The organism is Gilliamella sp. B3127 (genome assembly GCF_026536935.1).
Classification (GTDB): domain Bacteria; phylum Pseudomonadota; class Gammaproteobacteria; order Enterobacterales; family Orbaceae; genus Gilliamella; species Gilliamella apicola_E.
Window position 1 is genome coordinate 355,501 of the sequence record NZ_JAFNNI010000001.1, and the last position, 18,242, is coordinate 373,742.

Here is an 18,242-nt window from a genome sequence, read left to right on the forward strand (position 1 = left end):
TGAAACTTACAAAGTGTCGTATTTCTTTTTCATTACGTCCCAACTTTTAACTTCATCATCAGGTAGTAATTGAAATTCGATCTTAATTCCTTGGCTTTCAATATAATCAAACGCTTTGCAATCGTTTTCATCAATGGCAACTGTTCGTCCTAAAACTTTTGCTCCTGCTCTCGTATTCATACAACCGATATTTAATGTTGCAGGCAATTTAGCCCCAGCTTTTAACAATTTTTCAAATGTCTGTGGTGAATCACTAATTAAAAAAAAGTTTTTATTCGACTCAATCCCTTGTTTTATTTTTTCTACACCTTGTTCAACTGTATAAATCCCAATTTTTAGTGTTCCTGCTGCTGCTTTCAGAACACGTTTGCGTAATTCGTCAGCAGCTATATTGTCACCGACTACCAGGATGCCATCGACAGGTCTGAATTTTGTCCAGCGAGTCATTATTTGACCATGAATCACACGATCATCGACTCGAGTTAAAGTAATTGTCATAAATATTCACTCCTATCATTTAATTAAAAATCTAAGTCTTCATTTTCATTCTCAGTGATTGATGCCATTGATACTGAAGTTTGTCCCACTTCTAAAATTGAATCGATAGCTTCATGAATATTGAGTTCGTTAATTAGTGTTCCTGCTTGAATTAGCATAGGTAAATTTAATCCTGTTAATAGATGAATTTTATCTGGATGACCTAACATATAGCGAAAAGTTTCGTTATAAGGTGTGCCTCCTTTAATATCACTAAGTACAATCACAACTTCATTATTCATAATGTATTTATCTAAAACAGTTGTTAATCGTGATGAAAAATCACCGATCCCTTTATCATCAAGCTTGACAGCAATAAATTGAGATATATCACCAGCGATCATTTGGTAACTCGATAAGATGCCTTCGCATAATTCCCCGTGTGAAGTAACAACTACTTTCATTCTGATCTACCTCCTTAAAATATTTTTCAAATATATACTTACATATTTATTATTCAAAAAAAATATATTATGATTTATTTTTCATTATTTGAGAGGTTTGTCACATTTTAACTAACATTTATGTTGACAAAAAATAATTAATTTCTAGTATATGTAATTACATATATTATTAAGGAAAAAACATGAAAAACTACTCTTTACGTGAATTGAGTCAACTTATTGATCACACCAATTTAAAACCAGATGCAACGATTGCTATGATGGAAAAACTATGTAAGGAAGCCAGTGACTATCATTTTAAAATGGTTGCAATCAATCAAGTTCAATCAAAATTGTGTGCTCAATTATTAAAAGGCACAGAGGTAGATATTGGCGCTGCAATTGCATTTCCTTTAGGTCAAACAACGATTGAATCGAAATGCTTTGAAACAAAAAATGCAATAGATATTGGCGCGACCGAAATTGATTACGTCATCAATATTTCTGAATTAAAGGCTGGTAATTTAAAATATATTGAACGTGAAATGTCAGAAATTGTAGAAATTTGCCGTAAACATAATGTTATCTCAAAAGTAATTTTTGAAAATTGTTATTTAACCAACGAAGAAAAAATAGCACTTTGCAAGATTGCAGTTAAAGTAAAACCTGACTTTATTAAAACATCTACCGGATTTGGTCCTTCAGGTGCGACAATTGAAGATGTAACATTAATGAAGGCACAAGTAGGTGATTTTGTAAAAGTTAAAGCAGCTGGTGGTATTCGTAATGCTGAAACATTTATAAAAATGATTAAAGCAGGGGCTGAACGTATTGGAACAAGTGCAGGGATTGCAATTATTGAAGAGATCAAAAAAGATTTACAAACAAGAAATAAGCAGACAATCGAAATTTAACAAATTAATAATATTAAATATTATCAGGAAGATACCCACTTATGCGTGGGTATATTTTTTCAAAATTAGTTCGAATGATTTAATTCAAAAACAAATGAGTTAATATCGCCACGATATTTAGATATTGAATATTCAACTGGTGTTCGATCATAGCTATAACCAATCGAATGGAAATAAAAAATAGGATCACCTTCTTCAATATCTAATAAATCGCTGGTTGTTTCATCCGCTTTCAATACATCTAACTTTCGACGTATTTGAAGAATTGGAAAACTCATTTTTTCTAAAACTGAATATAGTTTTTCTTGTTTAAAGTCATTATCTAAAAAGTTAGGTAATAATTTTACAGGTAAATAAGTCGTTACTAGCACGATTGGTTTGTTTTCTGCATAACGCAGTCGTACTAATTTGTATATAGCATCAAATTCATTGATACCTAAATGGTTTGCAATATCATTGGTTGCTTTATCCAATTTAAACGTTAATACTTTGGTTGTTGGATGAAGTCCCTTACGATTCATTTCTGAATCATAACTTTCAATAATATGGGTAAATTCTTGATTGATCTTTTGCTGTTTAACAATTGTTCCCCGACGTTTACGGCGTTCAAGGTATCCATCATTAACCAAAAATTGAATAGCTTGACGAACAGTAGGGCGACTGACTTGATAAATAGCCGTTAATTCAGACTCTTTAGGGATCAATTGCCCTTCAGCATATATCCCTGATTGAATTTTTTTTAATAAATCTTGCTGAATAAACAAATGACGTGGAATTTTATTATTAGAATCCATGATGCTTATTTTTGATTATTATATTAAGACATATTAATATAATACAATTGTCATGTAAAACAATCATATTTAACCTATTAATAGTTAACTATTTTTTTCAATCATCAACCATTAAACAAATGCTTTAGCTAAATATCCCCTACCTTCATAATAATAAGAACCTGTTTGATAAGCGATAAAAGCTGATTCCCCTTTTTGCAATATTAGTGATTCTGATTTTGTGGTAAATGTGACTTTACCATCTAAACACAACACAATCTGCGCACTTTTAACTTGTTCAAAATGCTTACTTTCATCACTCTTTATAATTTCAAATTTAAAGTCATCAACGGGTACAGGAAAATAAAACTTATTCTCCCTCACAACAGGTTTAGTTAACAATTGGTTTAATGGTGTGCTTTCAAAATCAGTATTATTAAGTAATTCGCTACTATCGATATATTTATGTGTTAAGCCTGCTCTTAATACATTGTCTGAATTAGCCATAATTTCAAGCCCACAGCCAAACAAATAAGAATGTGGAGTCTGCGCACATAAGAACATAGCTTCCCCTGGCTTAAGCTCAATGATATTTAAAAGCAGAGGCATAAATAAACCAATATCATTAGGGTAATCGTTTGCCAAAATTTTAATGGTGCAAAACGGATCCTCATTAAAAGAATCGATATTAATTAAAAGTTTTTTAATCAAAGATGTTTTACTTGGATAGGATAGTGTCAATAAGTATGCAAAAAAATGCTTTAAAGAATGACGATTATTTTTTAAGAGTGATATTGGCGAAATTAAATCGGGAATGGCTACTTTTTCAAAAAGGGAAATAATTTCGTCAATAGCACGAAACGAACGCATGGCTTTAAAGGGTGTTAATGCATAAATAAGTTCGGGCTTATGATTTGGATCTTTATAATTCCGATTGGGGGCATCTAATGGTATACCTAATTGGTTTTCTTTGGCAAAGCCCAGTTTTGCATTTTTAAGGGTTGGGTGAACTTGGATTGATAACGCTTTTTGGGCTGAAAGAATTTTAAATAAAAAGGGAAGTGTTCCAAAATAGTTAAAGGTCTTATTACCTAACATTTCTTGAGGATTATCTTGGATTAACTTATCAAGCCTGATTTTCCCAAGTTTAGCATCAATAACTAAAGAACAACCAAGTGGGTGAGTCCCCATCCAGACTTCTGCCATCGGTTCTGAAGTTGGGTTTGGAATACCAAATAAATTGGTTATGCCATCTATACTGCCCCAATCATAATGTTTAATTGTATTTTCCAGTTTCCATATCGTCTGGCTCATATTGACACCCCTAAATACGTTTTTAGATATAAGTTAACTATACTCTCCACGTAACAACTTGCAATAAAAAAGCCAGTTTTAAAAAGCATTAAACTGGCTTAATCGAGAATTTACTGCAACTAATTAAATTTACTTCAACTAATTAAAAGAAGTATTTAAATCTTACACGAGCACCATAACGATCATCGGTGTTATCGCCATGAGATTTACTTCTATCAAGTAATGACCAATATGCACCTAAATAGATATTAAAATTATCCATATCTAACACATCATCAATTAGATATGAGGCATTAACAGTATGAATTTTATATTTACCTTTGCTATTTATATGGCCATCTTTAACACGGTTATATGGATTAAATTTTTTGATATCATTGTTTGCAAATAAGTAACCTAAGCCGATTTTTTCCCAAACAATATTTGTGCCAATGGTCATATCTTTTTCATCTTTAGCATTCATATAAGCAAAGCTGGCATTAAATCTGAATCCTGCTGCATCCCAATCGCCTTGATTGTTCCATGAAAAAGTCGCGCCATAACCAGTTCTTTGTGATTGATCGCGGAATTTACCGTTATCATCATGATAACCGTAAGCATTTTTTACCACATTTGTTTCGGCAGCAATTGCGGTTGAAATGCTTTCATTTTTCCAAGATAAAACGGGACGTAAATAGACCACGTTTTTCTTCTTATCGATTTCATAACCATGATAAGCCGATTTATTAAACATTTTCTCGCCATTATTGACCAATGCATTTAACTCAAAATTGACATTATCAAATAGCGGTGTATTTAATTGAATACCGCCACCATTATTACTACGTCCACGACCCTCTTTCAACATATAGATATAGCCAAAGCCGTCTTCATATAAATCATTGGCAGTATTACCTGAATATTCAATAAAGGTATCTTGTCCAAGCGGGAACATATCATAAGCTTCATAACGACCAATTTTAATATTCCACTCGTTTTTCTGACCAAAATAAAATGCCGCATCATCCAGATTCACATCACCACCTAAATCTGCTAAGGGTTGCACCACGAATCCAGCAAAGTTTTTGTTGTTAATTTCACGATAGCCATCTAAACCAATCAATATACGACCATTGATATCCCAACGATCTTTGTCAGAAGGTTTATTTTTTTTATCAGCAGTCTCCCTCAAAGAGCTAAGTTGCTGTTTGCTACTAGCGGCATCCACATTAAATTCGACGTCTCCATATAACTTTAATTGTCCTTGCGGAGTATCCCATTGAATAGCTGCATTTGCCATTGAACTTAACCCAATCAGACTACACATAAACATCTTCTTCATAAAATTAACTCCTTGAATAGTTATAATATTTAACAACAGTTTTATGTATGCGATAACAAAATTTAAAGCAAAATGGTGGTTCAATCTTAATAAAAGCGTTATTGATTCGTGATGACATCGTTTACAAATGATGTTATATGGAGTTAAGTAAATTTTAAATGACCAAAATTGAAATCTGTGACACGTGTAACATTTTTTATTCAATCTAATAATCATATCCTCACCAATACAGTGCAATTAACAATATTGTTTAGCTTAGCCATAAGTAAGTAGAAACTGTATTTTAAAGGCAATTAAGTATATAATGCCGGGCAAATTCAATTAATCATTATCAAATATATAGAGTTATGAAACCTTCAATTATCAGTAAATTGGAAACGCTACAAGAGCGTTATGAAGAGGTTCAAGCATTACTATCTGATGCAACGGTTATTGCCGATCAAAACCGATTTCGAACCCTTTCAAAAGAATATGCACAATTAACCGATGTGGTTAAGTGCTTTGCTAATTGGCAGCAAACTCAAGAAGATATCGAAACTGCCAAGATGATGCTATCTGATCCTGAAATGAGTGAAATGGCTCAAGAAGAGTTAAATGAAGCCATAGCTCAAGTTGAACAGCAAGAAAAACAATTACAAGTGCTCCTGTTACCGAAAGATCCGAATGATGACTACAACTGTTTTGTTGAAGTTAGAGCAGGCACAGGCGGTGATGAAGCTGCAATCTTTGCTGGTGATTTAGCCAGAATGTACACAAGATACGCCGAATCTCGCAACTGGCGTGTTGAAATCATGAGTGCAAATGATGGTGAATATGGCGGTTATAAAGAAGTGATCATGTTAGTAAGTGGTGATGGAGTCTATGGTCACTTAAAATTTGAATCAGGTGGACATCGTGTTCAACGCGTACCTGAAACTGAGTCACAAGGTCGTATTCACACATCTGCTTGTACTGTTGCTGTTTTACCTGAGATTCCTGAAGCAGAAATGCCAGAAATCAATCCAGCGGATTTAAAAATTGACACCTACCGTTCATCCGGTGCAGGTGGTCAGCATGTTAATACCACTGATTCAGCAATCCGTATTACCCATATTCCAACTGGGATTGTGGTTGAATGTCAGGATGAACGTTCACAACATAAAAACAAAGCGAAAGCGATGTCAGTATTAGTTGCACGTATTCAAGATGCCGAAGCGCGCAAACGTCAACAAGAAGAAGCATCAACCAGACGTAACTTATTAGGCTCGGGTGATCGTTCAGACCGTATTCGAACATATAACTATCCTCAAGGACGGGTTACTGACCACCGTATAAATCTTACCATTTATCGCTTAGATGAAGTGATTGAAGGTAAATTAGATATGCTAATTGAACCAATAGTACAAGAGTACCAAGCAGATCAGCTTGCAGCGTTATCGGAACAGGATGAATGACCTATTTAGAATGGCTTAAATTTGCGTCGCAAACCTTAACTGAAAGCGAAAGCCCAAAACGTGATGCAGAAATTTTATTGAGTTTTGTAACTCATAGAACACGCACCTTTTTAATGGCTTTTAGTGAAACATCATTAACTGACGATGAAGTCATTGCGTTAGATGCTTATTTAAAAAGACGTCAAGAAGGTGAGCCGATTGCCTACATAACAGGTGAAAAAGAATTTTGGTCATTAAAATTTAATGTCTCCAACTCGACCTTAATCCCGCGCCCCGATACTGAAAAGCTTGTCGAACTTGGTTTAGAATATTTACCAAAAGTTCCTTGTGAAGTTCTGGATTTAGGGACTGGAACCGGAGCGATTGCAATCGCCATGGCAACTGAACGTCCTGATTGCTTATTTACCGCAATTGAAAAAAACAAAGATGCGTTAATATTAGCTCAAAAAAATGCCAAGCAAATCGATGTTAATAATGTTTACTTTTTACTGGGTGATTGGTATAAACCAATAAAAAATCGTAAATTTTCTATGATTACCAGTAATCCCCCTTATATTGACCCGACCGATGTTCATCTATCGCAAGGCGACGTACGTTATGAGCCTCGCAGTGCATTAGTTTCTGAAGATGATGGACTTGCCGATATTAAAGTCATTGTACAAGGCGCAACTAAACATTTAAATCAATATGGTTGGCTGCTAATCGAACATGGTTGGAAACAGGGCTTAGCGGTGCAAACTATTTTTAAACAACACGGATTTCAATTAGTCGAAACCTTCACCGATTACAGTGGCAATGACAGAGTCACACTTGGTCGTTGGTTTAAACCTTAACTAGGAATGAGTTTATGATTAAACAAAAAAAAGTAAAAGTAGGTAATATCACGGTAGCTAATGATTTACCGTTTGTATTATTTGGTGGTATGAATGTGCTTGAATCACGCGATTTAGCCATGAAAATTTGTGAACACTATGTCACAGTAACCGATAAACTGAATATTCCTTATATTTTCAAAGCCTCTTTTGATAAAGCTAATCGCTCATCAGTTCACTCTTATCGAGGACCTGGGTTAGAAGAAGGGATGAAAATCTTCCAAGAATTAAAACAGCAATTTGGTATAAAAATTATCACTGACGTTCATACCGAAGAGCAGTGCCAACCCGTTGCCGATGTCGTTGATGTTATTCAATTACCTGCTTTTTTGGCAAGACAAACAGACCTAGTTGTAGCAATGGCTAAAACTGGTGCGGTAATCAATGTCAAAAAACCACAATTTGTTAGCCCAGGACAAATGGGCAATATTGTCGAAAAATTTGAAGAAGCGGGTAATGACCAAGTTATCCTTTGTGATCGTGGTAGCTGCTTTGGTTATGACAACCTTGTTGTTGATATGCTTGGCTTTAACGTAATGAAAAAAGTTAGCAAAGGTTCGCCAGTGATTTTTGATGTAACTCATGCGCTACAATGTCGTGATCCGATGGGAGCAGCGTCAGGTGGTCGTCGTGGTCAAGTTACTGAATTAGCTCGTTCAGGTATGGCGGTAGGTATTGCTGGATTATTTTTAGAATCACATCCTGATCCAAGTCATGCAAAATGTGATGGTCCATCAGCATTACCGTTAGCAAAACTTGAACCATTCTTAAAACAGATAAAAGCCATTGATGAATTAGTAAAAAGTTTTGAAGAGTTAGATACTGAAAACTAATTGAGCTATCAATTCCTAAGAGAGATGTTATACATTTCTCTTTTTTTTACCTATTACTCACCTTATTAAACTTATTCATTTCATTACTAATTCTGCTCACAATTTCATGACTTAAAAGCCATCAAAAAAATAGAGCTTGATTAATTTATCACGTAAAAAAAGAGCCGAAAATCCCACAAAAATAAGCCGAATTTTCATCATTTTGGTGATTTAGATCACGAATTTAGATTAATTAATTTGCGAACTAAAATATGTTTATGCATTATAAAAATGCATATTTGTCCAATCTCGACCTAAATATGTTTCGTAGTTTAGAAAGCAATTCTAAGTAATAAAGAATTCAGTTTGGCTTATAACATCCGATTAAGGAAATTTAACGGTCAGTTATATAATTATGGGAATGAAATTATGAGTCTGGATAATGCACTTGATTTACCCTATCGTTTTAATCTTTTTACTAAACTTTTTTTATCGATAACCATTTTAACCAGTATATGCCCCGCACAAGCTCAGTATGCTAGTGAATTTATTGATGATGCATCATTAACCGGTAATGTATTTTTTTGGAATCGCGATCGAGAAAGAAAAAATATTAAAAAACATAAATATGAAAAAAACCTCAGGCACTCATCATTCAACACAAATTTAGATTTTAGATCAGGCTATATTGCTGATCACTTTGGTATTGAACTGGGCGGATATGGTGCATGGGAAGTCAGTAACGGTGGCAATGGTCATCCTAATGAAATTGGTTTTAGTGGCGCACGCACCCGTTGGGATGAGGATTGGAAAAAAGATGTCAGTGGTGTGAGCTTTTATAAAGCACAGGTCAATTTTAAGCAAGACGAACGGTTTTGGCTAAAAGCTGGTTTTATTCAGCCATCTGGTCAAACACTATTAGCCCCACACTGGAGTTTATTACCGGGTACTTATCGAGGTTTTGAATTAGGCACAACGCTCGATTTTGATCAAGCTGGTGCCTTATCGATGTCTTATATGTGGACAGATAAATATAAAGCGCCATGGTACAAACGCTTATATGAATTTAAACAATGGGAAAAAGGTAAGAAGATTGATTATCTACACTCAGCCGGTTTGAAATATGACTTTAAAAATGATTTAGTGTTAGAAACAGCCTTTGGTCAAGCCAAAAATTACATGAATCAATATTTTGGTAAAGCATCTTATAAAACAGACATGCTTGATAATCCGTTAACCATGAGTTATCAATTTTATGGTGCCAAAGACCAGTCTCATAAAGGGGATAAGGTCTATGACGGCTTAGCATGGTTACAAGCGGCAACATTAGCTTACCAAGTTGGACCAGTTGGTCTACGCCTTGAAGGGGTAGCAATTAAGGCTGAAGGTAAACAAGGCTTCTTTTTACAACGTATGACGCCTGATTATGCTTCATCTAATGGACGACTAGATGTTTGGTGGAACTCACGATCGGACTTTAATGCTAATGGTGAAAAAGCCCTATTTGCTGAAGTGACTTACGATTTAGGGAATCTATCAACGTATCTAACCGGCTGGAGAACGGGGGCATCTTATGCTTTTGGTTGGGATGCAAAACCAAATTCAATAGCAAAAAATCAAAAGAATCGCTTAGTTGAATCAGCTTACAATTTTGATTTAGGCTACACTATTCAAGACACTTGGGCTAAAGACACCTCTTTCCAATTACATTACACCAAATATAATAACCATGAAAATCATATCAACAGTTGGGGTGGTGGATATGGCAACATTTTCCAAGATGAACGAGATATCAAGTTTATTGTCACAATACCTTTCACTGTGTTTCAAGCAAAGCAAAAATAGGGAAATATTATGAAAAAATCTAAAATATTGTTTACTTCAATCGTTTCTCTGCTAAGTTTTGGAGTAGCTTCTTCGGCTTACGCCTCTCAGAAAATTGTTGATGAAATAAGTTCAAAGCTTAGTGTCAAATATACTATTGTTGATAATCAAGCTGGTGAACATGGTGTTGATTGTGCAATTTTAGGTGCTGATTGGGCTTCTTGTTTCAAAGCCACAATCTCGTTAAACAATGATGGCGAAGCTATCAACGACAAAGATTGGGCAATCTATTTTAGTAGTATCAGAATGATATTGGCGGTTGACAATGATCAATTCAAAATCACTCATCTTACCGGTGATCTTCATAAAATAGAGCCAACTGAAAAATTTACCGGATTTCCGGCTAAAGCCAGCATAGATATACCTATTATCGGTGAGTATTGGCAGTTAAGCGAATCGGATGTTATCCCTCGCTGGTATGTAACATCAACCGACGCCACACCTAAAGTGATCAGTAATACTGAATTGGATGATTTTGTTTCCCTAACTGGTGAACAGTGGAAGCGCACGCCCGATGATCATAATATTTTAATGACGACGGTTAATCGATTTGAACGTAATGCCGATATTAAGCCACTTGATAAAAAGGCCATGCGCGGGCAAATTATTCCAACGCCGGTGAAACTTACCCTTGCTGAAAAAGATATACAGCTTGGTAAAAATGGCATTCATCTTCAATTAAAAGGACTTAATGACGCCAGCTTAGCCGTACTCAATCAACAATTTAACAATTTAAATATCCCATTAACGGATAAAGGTTATAAGATTCTAGCAAATATTGATGCGACCAAATTTAAAAATGGCGTATCAGGTGCTTATCAACTGAATATTGGCGATAAGCAAGCGACTATAACTGCCTTTGATGAACGGGGAATTTTTTATGGTGTAGAATCGATCTTATCGTTGATTCCTGTTAACGAAAACCCAACCATTGCTATGCTAAAAGTCGAAGATTACCCACGCTTTGACTATCGTGGCATTATGTTAGACACCGGACGTAACTTTAAAACAAAGCAAGCGGTGTTAAGATTACTCGATCAAATGGCGAGCTATAAATTAAACAAATTCCATTTTCACCTTAGTGATGATGAAGGGTGGCGAATTGAGATCCCAGGTCTTCCGGAATTGACCGAGGTCGGTAGCAAGCGTTGTCATGATCTGAGCGAAAACAAATGCCTATTACCGCAATTAGGATCAGGACCTGATAGTGATAATTTAGGTAGTGGCTACTTTAGTCGTGATAATTACATTGAAATTGTCAAATATGCTAAAGATCGCTTTATTGAGGTGATCCCTGAAATTGATATGCCAGCACATGCCAGAGCGGCAATTGTGTCTATGGAAGCACGTTATCAACGCCTAATGCAAGAAGGAAAACAAGCAGAAGCTAATGAGTTTCGTTTAGTTGATCCAAGTGATGATTCAAATACCACAACGGTACAATTTTACGATCGAAAAAGTTACCTAAATCCTTGCTTAGATTCATCTAAACGCTTTGTCGATAAAGTGATCACTGAAATTGCCAAAATGCATAATCAAGCAGGACAACCACTGACTGTTTGGCACTTTGGCGGTGATGAAGCCAAAAATATTCGACTTGGTCCGGGATATCAAGATATCCACGCAAAAGAGGCGGGTAAAGGCTTAATCGATCAAAGCATTGAAGATCTACCGTGGGCAAAATCCCAAGCCTGCCAAACATTGGTTAAACAAGGCACCATCAAAGATATAAAACATCTACCGAGTTATTTTGCTATTGAAGCCAGTAAAATAGTTAAAAATCATGGCATCAATCACATGCAAGCATGGCAAGACGGCGTAAAATATGCCGAAAGTGCCAAAGACTTCGCTGTCGATAAAGTCACTGTTAACTTTTGGGACACACTTTACTGGGGTGGTTTTGACTCAGCGAGTGAATGGACCAACAAAGGTTATCAAATAGTGATATCGAATCCTGATTATGTTTATCTTGATTTTCCTTACGAAGTTAATACGTTAGAACCCGGTTATTATTGGGCTACTCGTTTTAATGATGAACGTAAAATATTTAGCTTCGCGCCAAATAACTTACCTCAAAATGCTGAAACATCCGTTGATCGTGATGGAAACCCATTCAATGCTAAAGGCACGTTAGATTGGTCTGGTAGTTACGGCTTATCAGCACAACTATGGAGCGAAATCGTTCGTACTGATAATCAGATGGAATATATGATATACCCAAGGTTAATAGCTGTCGCAGAACGAGCATGGCATCAAGCTGATTGGGAAATTGCTTACCAAAAAGATCGTGAATTTTCGAAAGGAACGACGCATTATGTCGATCAAAACCAATTACTTAAAGATTGGACATTATTTGCTAATTTAGTGGGACAACGCGAATTATCCAAACTTGATTTAGCCAAAATTGCTTATCGCTTACCAACACCGGGGGCGAAAATTGAAAATGGTAAACTCATTGCTAATATCGTCTATCCGGGATTAGCCATTGAATATTCAACTAATCAAGGCGAAAGTTGGCAGCGTTATAAAGGACCCGTTGCCATTAACAATGTCGAACATGTATTGGTTCGTAGTGTCTCTCCAAATCAGAAAAGAACCAGTAGGGCTGTAGGCTTAAAAATGTAAAATATAATTCTTATCCGCTATTTTAGCGGATAAGAATAAATCCCAAAAAGTTGAAGGGTGATTAAGAAGGGGGGATTAATTAGTGCAAAGTTTCCACATCTTCAGCATCATCATCACTGCCATCCTCGAAGTAGGTTCCCCAACCGTCATAATTAACCCCGAATTGGTTTGCCAATGTAATCACCTGAGCAATTTGATTATTGATTGACTCAGCATTTAACGGACTTTCAGCGATAATATCAAAACCAATAACAACATTGCCTTCATCATCAACATCCTCATCAGGATCGGTTGCTTCATAGCCTAATTTATAAGCTTCTATCGCCACTTTTTCGAGCTGATCGAAGTTTTGTGATGAGATATGGTGCTCAATAATATACATAGCATGTGGATCACTACCGTCTTCTAAAAGTTCCTGAATAATAGCAAGAGTGTCTTGCTGAGCAAGCTGAATTTGATCTTTCATAATATACCTTTTAGTGGTCGTGCAAATTGTGTGGTATATTACACGTTTAAAAATAATTTTCGAGAAAAAAGTGATTGTCGACTTACATTCGCACACAACTGCATCAGATGGCATCTTAACGCCAACTGAACTGGTTAAAAGAGCAGCAGATAATCAAATCAACATGCTAGCTATCACCGATCACGATACGATCAAAGGTTTGCCTGAAGCAAAAGAGACTATCGCGCGTGAAAACTTACCAGTAAAATTGATTCATGGTGTAGAGATATCGACGATATGGAAAAATAGCGAAATTCATATTGTTGGATTGAATGTCGATATTGAAAATATGCAGTTGCTTGAATTGTTATTAGCCCAAGAAAAAGGCCGAATTGATAGAGCAATAAGTATTAGTGAAAAATTGGCTAAAGTCAATATTCACGACGCTTATCAACAAGCCCAACAATATTCGAAAGGCGATATCGTTTCTCGAGCCCATTTTGCTCGCTTTTTAGTGGCTAATGGTTATGTCAAAGATATGAAACGAGCATTTAAAAAATACCTAGGCAAAGGTGGTTATGCTTATGTTCCGGCCAATTGTTGCGGTATTGCTGATGCGATTAATGCCATTCATTCTGCTGGTGGACAAGCTGTATTAGCACACCCATCTCGTTATGATTTGACCCTAACTAAATTAAAATTATTAATTAGTGAATTTAAAACATTCGGCGGTGATGCGATTGAAGTTTCACAAAGCCGACAAACACAAGATGATTTACAAAAACTAGCCAAACTGGCTAATGAATTTGAGTTATTGGCTTCGCAAGGCTCTGATTTTCATGATTTGGTTAATTATCTTGATTTAGGTAAAACAACACCATTGCCGGGTAGCGTAACACCTATATGGCATGATTGGGTATAAATTAAACCGTGATGAAAAACCCCGTTCCTCACATTTTTTAACCAGCAATCAACAAAGAAGAATATTATGAGCCAAACATTTTATATTCACCCAGATAATCCACAAACAAGATTATTAGATCAAGTTGTCAAAATATTAAATGACGGCGGTGTGATAGCATTTCCGACTGATTCCGGTTATTCGCTAGGTTGTTTGCTTGATAACAAGTATGGTGTAGATCGCATTTGCCAAATTCGCAACCTTGATAAACACCATAACTTCACCCTAATGTGTCGTGATCTATCCGAACTCTCATCTTATGCGTTCGTTGATAACACCACTTTTCGGTTGCTAAAAAACAATACACCAGGAAAATACGTCTTCATCTTACCTGCAAGTAAAGAAGTGCCACGACGCTTAATGAACGAAAAACGCAAAACCATAGGACTTCGCATTCCCGATAATAAAATAGATTTAGCGCTTCTCGAATTACTTGGACAACCTTTAATGACCACCACGCTAATTTTACCTAACGAAAATGAAGCCCAGTCTGATCCTGAAGAGATAGAAGATAAAATCGGTCATCAACTTGATGCCATCGTTCATGGTGGCTATATCAGCGAACAACCAACCACAGTTATTGATCTAACTCACGATTATCCTGATATTATTCGAGAAGGAAGTGGTGATACTTCACCTTTTAAATAAAAAAATTAAACATTATATAGGGAAAGAAATGAAGAAAATAATGGCACTTATTTTAATTATAAGTATTGGATTAATGTCATTGGTACTCTATCTATCGATAAAACAGATCAATTTTATCAACTCTTCACTAAGTACTACCGGCACCGTTATTGACTTTGAAGAGTCGTATTCAAAAGATTCTAATGGCAATCGATCCGTATCTTATTATCCTATCTTTCAATTTGTTGATACTCAGGAACAAGTCAGAAAGGTTAAATCAAATGTTGGTAGTAATCCTTCAGCTTATCAGAAAGGTGATGTGGTTGATATTATCTATGATCCGCAAAACGCTGATCATGCTAAAATTAACGATACTTTCTCAATGTGGCTTGGAGAAATAATTTTAGGCATACTCGCAAGCCTACTATTTTTAACAAGTGGTGGTTATTTTTATTTTAAATCTAAAAAAAATAAACTAAAACGTGCATTGCTAGCAAGTGGCCGACAAATTGAAGCCAAGATAAATTCGATTGAAAAAAATACCGCATTAACTGTCCGAGGTCGCTCTCCTTACATCATTTATAGCCAGTGGCAAGACAGAACAGCACCCGATGAGATTCATCTTTTTAAAAGTGAAAACATTTGGTTTGATCCAAAACCTTTCATTAATCAAGAGACAATAACCGTCTATATTGATGAAGCAAACCCAAAACGTTATTATGTCGATATACGTTTTTTACCCAAGGTAAAATAAACCAACTTTAGATAAAGATACCTGTGAAGGTAGCGAGGCAAAATGAAAAAATTGAATTCTGAAAAATTACAAAAAGTATTAGCCAATTTAGGCAATGGTTCTCGTCGTGAGATTGAAGCCATGATCGTTGCTGGCAAAATTAGCGTTGACGGTAAAATAGCAACGCTAGGTGATCGCGTTGACGTCAATGCCAACCCTAAAATTCGCATCAACGGCCACTTAGTCCAGTTAAGAAGCAAAGAAAAAGAAGTCTGTCGCGTACTAGCTTACTATAAACCAGAAGGGGAGATCTGCTCTCGCCATGATCCGCAAGGTCGTGCAAACGTATTTGAACGATTACCACGAATAAAAAACGCACGCTGGATCAATATTGGTCGGCTTGATATTAATACCTCTGGATTATTACTCTTCACCACCGATGGCGAACTAGCCAACCGCCTTATGCACCCAAGGCATGAAATCGAACGGGAATATGCGGTACGAGTATTCGGCAATATTACCGACCAACAACTGAATCAACTTCGCAAAGGTGTACAGCTTGAAGATGGTCCAGCTGCATTTAACTCCATCAAACCACAAGGTGGGGATGGCTTAAATCAGTGGTTCAATGTGGTTATTACTGAAGGTCGCAACCGAGAAGTCCGTCGCATGTGGGAAGCCGTAGGTGTCCAAGTTAGCCGATTACTCCGAATTCGCTATGGTAATATTACCTTACCGAAAGGCTTATCTCGTGGCACATGGATGGAACTAGGCATAGACTCGGTTAATTACTTACGACAATTAGTAGGCTTACCAGAGGAAGTAAAAAGCTTTACCAGCAAATCAACCTCAGAAAAACGCATTCCAAAACGGGTAAAACTCAATCCAAGAACGAATAAACGCGTAAGCAAAACTCGCATTTAAATTGCGATTAACCCTTAAATAAAATATTATTTAAGGGTTAAAAATCAATCCGCCAACCAATCTTAACTTCTTTCATCAAGATGATCCCTTTTTATCAATAGACCCATGAATTAAAACAATTATACGCATAATCTATCTTCAAATTTCTACAACTTTAATCAAAGCAGATTAAATAGTGAAAAGACGATACGTAAGTAAGTTAAAAATAAAAAAATAAAGAGAAATGAAAACTATCGTCTATAAACAAAAAAATCCCACAAAAAGTGAGATTTTATAAAAAGTTAAAATCAGATTTCTAGGCAATTATTCAAGCCCTAAAACCATTCGCCCATTTTTGGTTGCAACATTCACCACATTATCTAAATCAGTATAACGACAACCCGTCACGAGTAATTTAAGCTCTTCCCACATATTACCGGTTGAAAAAGGTAACATATAATCACTCACATTATCCGTACCGATAGCAACAGGAATACCCGCAGCAGCCAGTTCATCCACAGGCGTTAAAGAATTACGAGTAGGGCCATGTTCTTCACGACGAGGGCTATCAATCCAAGCAAATGGACAAGCAATCACCATCATCTTTGCCTCTTTCATTTTTTGATAAAGTTTTTGGCGATATTCCAAACTATGCGCAGTAATCGAAATACTATGAATAGCGACCACCTTACCATGCATACCATGCTCAATAGTTTTGTCGGTAAGTTGCTCAGTCTCGATCTCATCTGATGAATTAAATTGATCAACATGCACATGTACCATTTTGCCTAATGATTTACCTGTTTGCATCAACACATCTAAATGGACAAGCCCCATACCTTCACCATGATCACGCTCATCACGACGAGGCAAGCCACCGATAATATCCACTAAATCAGCCCCTTTATCAAACCAATAACGCGCCTCTTTATCAATAACCCCCTTAAGGGTTTGGTTCACTAATTTAATGGTAATATCTTTTTTATACGTCTCACGCGCCCGCAGAGCACCTCGAATCGCCCGTTCCTCAGCAATCGGATCAATATCAACAAACGACCCCATTGCTGACACACCTTGCTCAATCATCCGCTCAACTGCCATGCTAAAATGGCGATAATAATCATCTTCACTCATAGCTGCTTTTACTTTATCAAGCGTATCCCATTTCTCAATCAACGTCTGTTTTTGATAGACATCAAAACTATCAACCGTAATGGTAAAAGCACGGTCTGCGTGCATATGTGAATTAACCCAACCACCATTTTGCTTAATTTTATTCATCAAATATGCTTTTAAACTTTGATCTCGACTCGTTGATAACAGGGTTTTACTATCGGTCATAATGGGCCTCTACAATTGAGTTACTTTTAAAATTAATTGGACAAAAAAAATCCCCCAAAAAGGAGGATCAAACTACTTTACATTCATTATTGTTTAGGACTGCAAAATTACAATTTGTCATAAATAGTTAACTTTAATCTTAAATAAATTGCAGAGAATTCTAATCATTTGAATGATAAGATCAAGCACTTTAAATTAAAAAATATTTAAACAAATGAAATGGTTAAAGTATTATTTTTGAGATTTTAACCCAACCAAATCATCATAAAATAGTCTATAATTTCTAAACAAATAACCCAAACTTAGCTAACTAATTATTTAATAATAACTAAAGAGAGTCGAAAAAATGAGATTAACATTATCA

General features: G+C 35.9%; 17 protein-coding genes. 10 read left to right on the forward strand and 7 right to left on the reverse strand.

Going from position 1 to position 18,242, the window contains the following annotated elements:
* Positions 1-6: 6 nt before the first annotated feature.
* Entirely contained in the window at positions 7-498 is a 492-nt protein-coding gene (locus J3U00_RS01580) for a PTS system mannose/fructose/N-acetylgalactosamine-transporter subunit IIB (protein WP_267331294.1), read from the reverse strand.
* 23 nt (positions 499-521) lie between these two features.
* A complete protein-coding gene (locus tag J3U00_RS01585) occupies positions 522-941 on the reverse strand; it encodes a PTS sugar transporter subunit IIA (protein ID WP_267331295.1) in 420 nt (139 codons plus the stop codon).
* Between the two features lie 182 nt (positions 942-1,123).
* On the opposite strand from J3U00_RS01585, the gene deoC reads away from it, so the two are divergent.
* The gene (deoC, locus tag J3U00_RS01590) at positions 1,124-1,834 is read left to right on the forward strand and encodes a deoxyribose-phosphate aldolase (protein WP_267331296.1); all 711 of its coding nucleotides are present in this window, start codon (positions 1,124-1,126) and stop codon (positions 1,832-1,834) included.
* Positions 1,835-1,899: 65 nt separating this feature from the next.
* Here deoC and J3U00_RS01595 read toward each other — a convergent pair whose 3' ends face one another.
* The 3 genes from J3U00_RS01595 to J3U00_RS01605 form a co-directional block, all read right to left on the reverse strand.
* Positions 1,900-2,628 carry a GntR family transcriptional regulator gene (locus J3U00_RS01595; protein WP_267331297.1) on the reverse strand — a complete coding sequence of 243 codons (729 nt, stop codon included), beginning with the start codon at positions 2,626-2,628 and terminating at the stop codon, positions 1,900-1,902.
* A 111-nt stretch (positions 2,629-2,739) separates the two neighbouring features.
* Entirely contained in the window at positions 2,740-3,921 is a 1,182-nt protein-coding gene (gene manA / locus J3U00_RS01600) for a mannose-6-phosphate isomerase, class I (RefSeq protein WP_267331298.1), read from the reverse strand.
* A 142-nt stretch (positions 3,922-4,063) separates the two neighbouring features.
* A complete protein-coding gene (locus J3U00_RS01605) occupies positions 4,064-5,242 on the reverse strand; it encodes a carbohydrate porin (protein WP_065561919.1) in 1,179 nt (392 codons plus the stop codon).
* 347 nt (positions 5,243-5,589) lie between these two features.
* Between J3U00_RS01605 and prfA the strand changes: the two genes are divergently transcribed.
* The 5 genes from prfA (at position 5,590) to J3U00_RS01630 (ending at position 12,868) form a co-directional block, all read left to right on the forward strand.
* Positions 5,590-6,675 carry a peptide chain release factor 1 gene (prfA, locus tag J3U00_RS01610; RefSeq protein ID WP_267331299.1) on the forward strand — a complete coding sequence of 362 codons (1,086 nt, stop codon included), beginning with the start codon at positions 5,590-5,592 and terminating at the stop codon, positions 6,673-6,675.
* Positions 6,672-7,508 (forward strand): peptide chain release factor N(5)-glutamine methyltransferase, encoded by an 837-nt coding sequence (prmC, locus tag J3U00_RS01615; protein WP_065561917.1) that lies wholly within the window; start codon positions 6,672-6,674, stop codon positions 7,506-7,508. Before prfA ends, prmC begins: the two co-directional genes overlap by 4 nt.
* 17 nt (positions 7,509-7,525) lie before the next feature.
* On the forward strand, positions 7,526-8,380 hold the full coding sequence (kdsA, locus tag J3U00_RS01620) for a 3-deoxy-8-phosphooctulonate synthase (protein ID WP_416379870.1): 855 nt from the start codon (positions 7,526-7,528) through the stop codon (positions 8,378-8,380).
* Between the two features lie 408 nt (positions 8,381-8,788).
* The gene (locus J3U00_RS01625; protein ID WP_267331301.1) at positions 8,789-10,204 is read left to right on the forward strand and encodes an OprD family outer membrane porin; all 1,416 of its coding nucleotides are present in this window, start codon (positions 8,789-8,791) and stop codon (positions 10,202-10,204) included.
* A gap of 9 nt (positions 10,205-10,213) precedes the next feature.
* Positions 10,214-12,868: a beta-N-acetylhexosaminidase gene (locus J3U00_RS01630; protein ID WP_267331302.1), complete on the forward strand. Its 2,655-nt coding sequence runs from the start codon at positions 10,214-10,216 to the stop codon at positions 12,866-12,868.
* Positions 12,869-12,947: 79 nt separating this feature from the next.
* Here the strand turns inward: J3U00_RS01630 and rraB are convergent, their stop codons facing one another.
* Entirely contained in the window at positions 12,948-13,334 is a 387-nt protein-coding gene (rraB, locus tag J3U00_RS01635; protein ID WP_267331303.1) for a ribonuclease E inhibitor RraB, read from the reverse strand.
* 28 nt (positions 13,335-13,362) lie between these two features.
* On the opposite strand from rraB, the gene rnm reads away from it, so the two are divergent.
* The 4 genes from rnm (at position 13,363) to rluB (ending at position 16,558) form a co-directional block, all read left to right on the forward strand.
* Positions 13,363-14,235: an RNase RNM gene (rnm, locus tag J3U00_RS01640; protein WP_267331304.1), complete on the forward strand. Its 873-nt coding sequence runs from the start codon at positions 13,363-13,365 to the stop codon at positions 14,233-14,235.
* Between the two features lie 66 nt (positions 14,236-14,301).
* On the forward strand, positions 14,302-14,922 hold the full coding sequence (locus J3U00_RS01645) for an L-threonylcarbamoyladenylate synthase (protein WP_065561914.1): 621 nt from the start codon (positions 14,302-14,304) through the stop codon (positions 14,920-14,922).
* 28 nt (positions 14,923-14,950) lie between these two features.
* Positions 14,951-15,655 carry a DUF3592 domain-containing protein gene (locus J3U00_RS01650; protein ID WP_081299434.1) on the forward strand — a complete coding sequence of 235 codons (705 nt, stop codon included), beginning with the start codon at positions 14,951-14,953 and terminating at the stop codon, positions 15,653-15,655.
* Between the two features lie 42 nt (positions 15,656-15,697).
* Positions 15,698-16,558, forward strand: a complete 861-nt coding sequence (gene rluB, locus J3U00_RS01655) for a 23S rRNA pseudouridine(2605) synthase RluB (RefSeq protein ID WP_267330904.1) — start codon at positions 15,698-15,700, stop codon at positions 16,556-16,558.
* A gap of 303 nt (positions 16,559-16,861) precedes the next feature.
* Here rluB and J3U00_RS01660 read toward each other — a convergent pair whose 3' ends face one another.
* Positions 16,862-17,878, reverse strand: coding sequence for an amidohydrolase family protein (locus tag J3U00_RS01660; protein WP_065734544.1), 1,017 nt, complete (start codon positions 17,876-17,878; stop codon positions 16,862-16,864).
* Positions 17,879-18,242 lie beyond the last annotated feature (364 nt).